1 protein-coding gene is annotated in these 2,192 nt (G+C 56.6%); it reads right to left on the minus strand.

What is annotated here, in order from left to right:
- Positions 1 to 193: 193 nt before the first annotated feature.
- Positions 194 to 1,888: a phospho-sugar mutase gene (locus PMW67_RS09650; protein WP_117565059.1), complete on the minus strand. Its 1,695-nt coding sequence runs from the start codon at positions 1,886 to 1,888 to the stop codon at positions 194 to 196.
- Positions 1,889 to 2,192: the final 304 nt, after the last annotated feature.

The following is a 2,192-nucleotide window of genomic DNA, read 5'->3' on the forward strand; positions in this document are numbered from 1 at the left end:
CTGATCCGGTCCGACCGGGCCGCGCGGCAAGGAGATATATTGCCAGACCGGAGGGGCGCCGGGGGCGGGAATCTGGGCGTACACATTTCCTACACAATTCGGAATTCTCAGCTGTATTTACCGGTAATAAAGAGGGGACCTCGTTTCCGAGATCCCCTCCTCCGTCTATCTATAGAAATAGGCTTTCAAAGCCTTAGGCCAACAGCTTACGACCGGATTCCTCGATCGCGTCAAGTGCTGCATCAGCCTCGGCGGCATCCGCGCCCTTGGCGAAGATGTACAGTTTAATCTTGGGCTCGGTGCCGGAAGGACGAACAATACCCTTGTTGCCGCCCTCAAGATCGAACTCAATGACGTTAGCCTTCGGCAGGCCGTTCACGCAGGTGTTGTAGTCCACGACGGCCTCAATCTTGGACCCAGCAAGCTCCGCAGGCGGGTTCTCGCGCAGACCGGACATGATGCCGGCCATCTTTGCCGCACCCTCAGCACCCGGATAGCTCAGCGAAATCGTCTTGTTGTGGTAGTAGCCATACTTCTCGTACAGCTCGTGCATCGCATCGGCGAGGTTCTTACCCTGGAGCTTGTAATACTGCGCCATCTGGCAAATCAGCAGCGAAGTGCTCACGGCGTCCTTGTCGCGCACGTGGTCGCCAGCCAGATAGCCGTAGCTCTCCTCGAAACCAAAGATAAAGCGATCGACCTCGCCAGCATCGGAAAGCGAGGTAATGATGTCGCCGATGTACTTGAAGCCCGTCAGGCAGCGGCGGAGCTCAAAACCGTACTCGTCGGCCAGAGCGTCAACCATTGCGGAAGAAACGATAGTAGTAACGGCAACCTTCTTAGTGAGGTCCTCGCCGCGGGCGGCACGGGTCTTGCAAATATAGTCGAGCAGCAGGACGCCCATCTCGTTACCGGTCAGCAGCAGATAGTCATCGCCATTTTTAACGGCAACGCCAACACGATCGGCGTCGGGATCGGTTGCAAGCAGCAAATCAGGGTGAACCTGCTCGCAGAGATCGATGCCCTTCTGCATGGCCTGACGGATCTCGGGGTTAGGATACGGGCAGGTCGGGAAATCGCCGTTAGGCTCCTTCTGCTCGGGAACAACCGTGACATCGGTGATGCCAGCGCGCTCGAGCACCGTGGTAACGGGAATGAGGCCGGTACCATTCAGCGGCGTATAGACAAGCTTGAGCGGCGCGCCGGCAATTTCCTCGGCAGAAAGATTCGTAACGCCGCGAGCGAGAACGGCGTCGTAATAACGCTCGAGGCACGAGTCATCGATCCATTTGACCAGGCCCTGCTCAAGAGCCTCATCGAAGTCCATGGACTTCACACCGGTGAACGTATCGGTCTCGGCGATAGCCTTAGAAATTGCATCGGCGGCCTCGCTGGTGATCTGGCAGCCGTCGGGGCCATAGGCCTTATAGCCGTTATACGGTGCCGGGTTATGACTAGCGGTCATGCAAATGCCACCGGAGCACTTAAGATCACGGACGGCCCAGGAGAGCGTCGGCACAGGAGAAATCTTGGGATAAACGAGGGCAGTCACGCCGTTTGCTGCAAGAATGGCAGCCGTCGTCTTAACGAACAGCTCACCTTTATTGCGGCTATCGCGAGCGATGGCAACCGTTGGATGCTCGAAGGTCGCATTGAGGTAGTCAGCGAATCCCTGGGTCGCACGACCGACCGTATAGATATTCATACGGTTAGTGCCCGCACCGATAGTGCCGCGAAGGCCGGCAGTACCGAAGGCGAGATCTTGGAAGAAAGCATCGGTGATGGCGTCCTCATCACCCTGCTCCTTCATCGTGTTAAGCTCAGCGAGGAGCTCCTCGTCCTTGACATTGGCAATCCAAGTATCAAGCAGCTCATGAACATCTGCCATGTGAGTCCTTCCGTCACAATCAATAAAACGACCCGTGTAAAAACAGGACAAGCGCAGCAGTGCGCTAAAGCAAATATTAGTCCATTGAGAATAGAGAACCGACCAAAGAACGGTGAACGTCTATATTCAGCGGTGGATGATTAAATTGATTTAATTGCATAAGGAATGTTGCCCGTAAACGCAAAAAAGGGGGAGGCCGCGAGGCCTCCCCCTTCTTCAAGTCATCCGACGGCTCGGTGCCGTCCACCGGTCAGCGGCGCCCTGGCCTCCCACGGGCTGGCCCCGCAGTACTCTCGGCGCGATG

It is taken from the genome of Collinsella aerofaciens (assembly GCF_028209395.1).
Taxonomy (GTDB): Bacteria; Actinomycetota; Coriobacteriia; order Coriobacteriales; family Coriobacteriaceae; genus Collinsella; species Collinsella aerofaciens_AZ.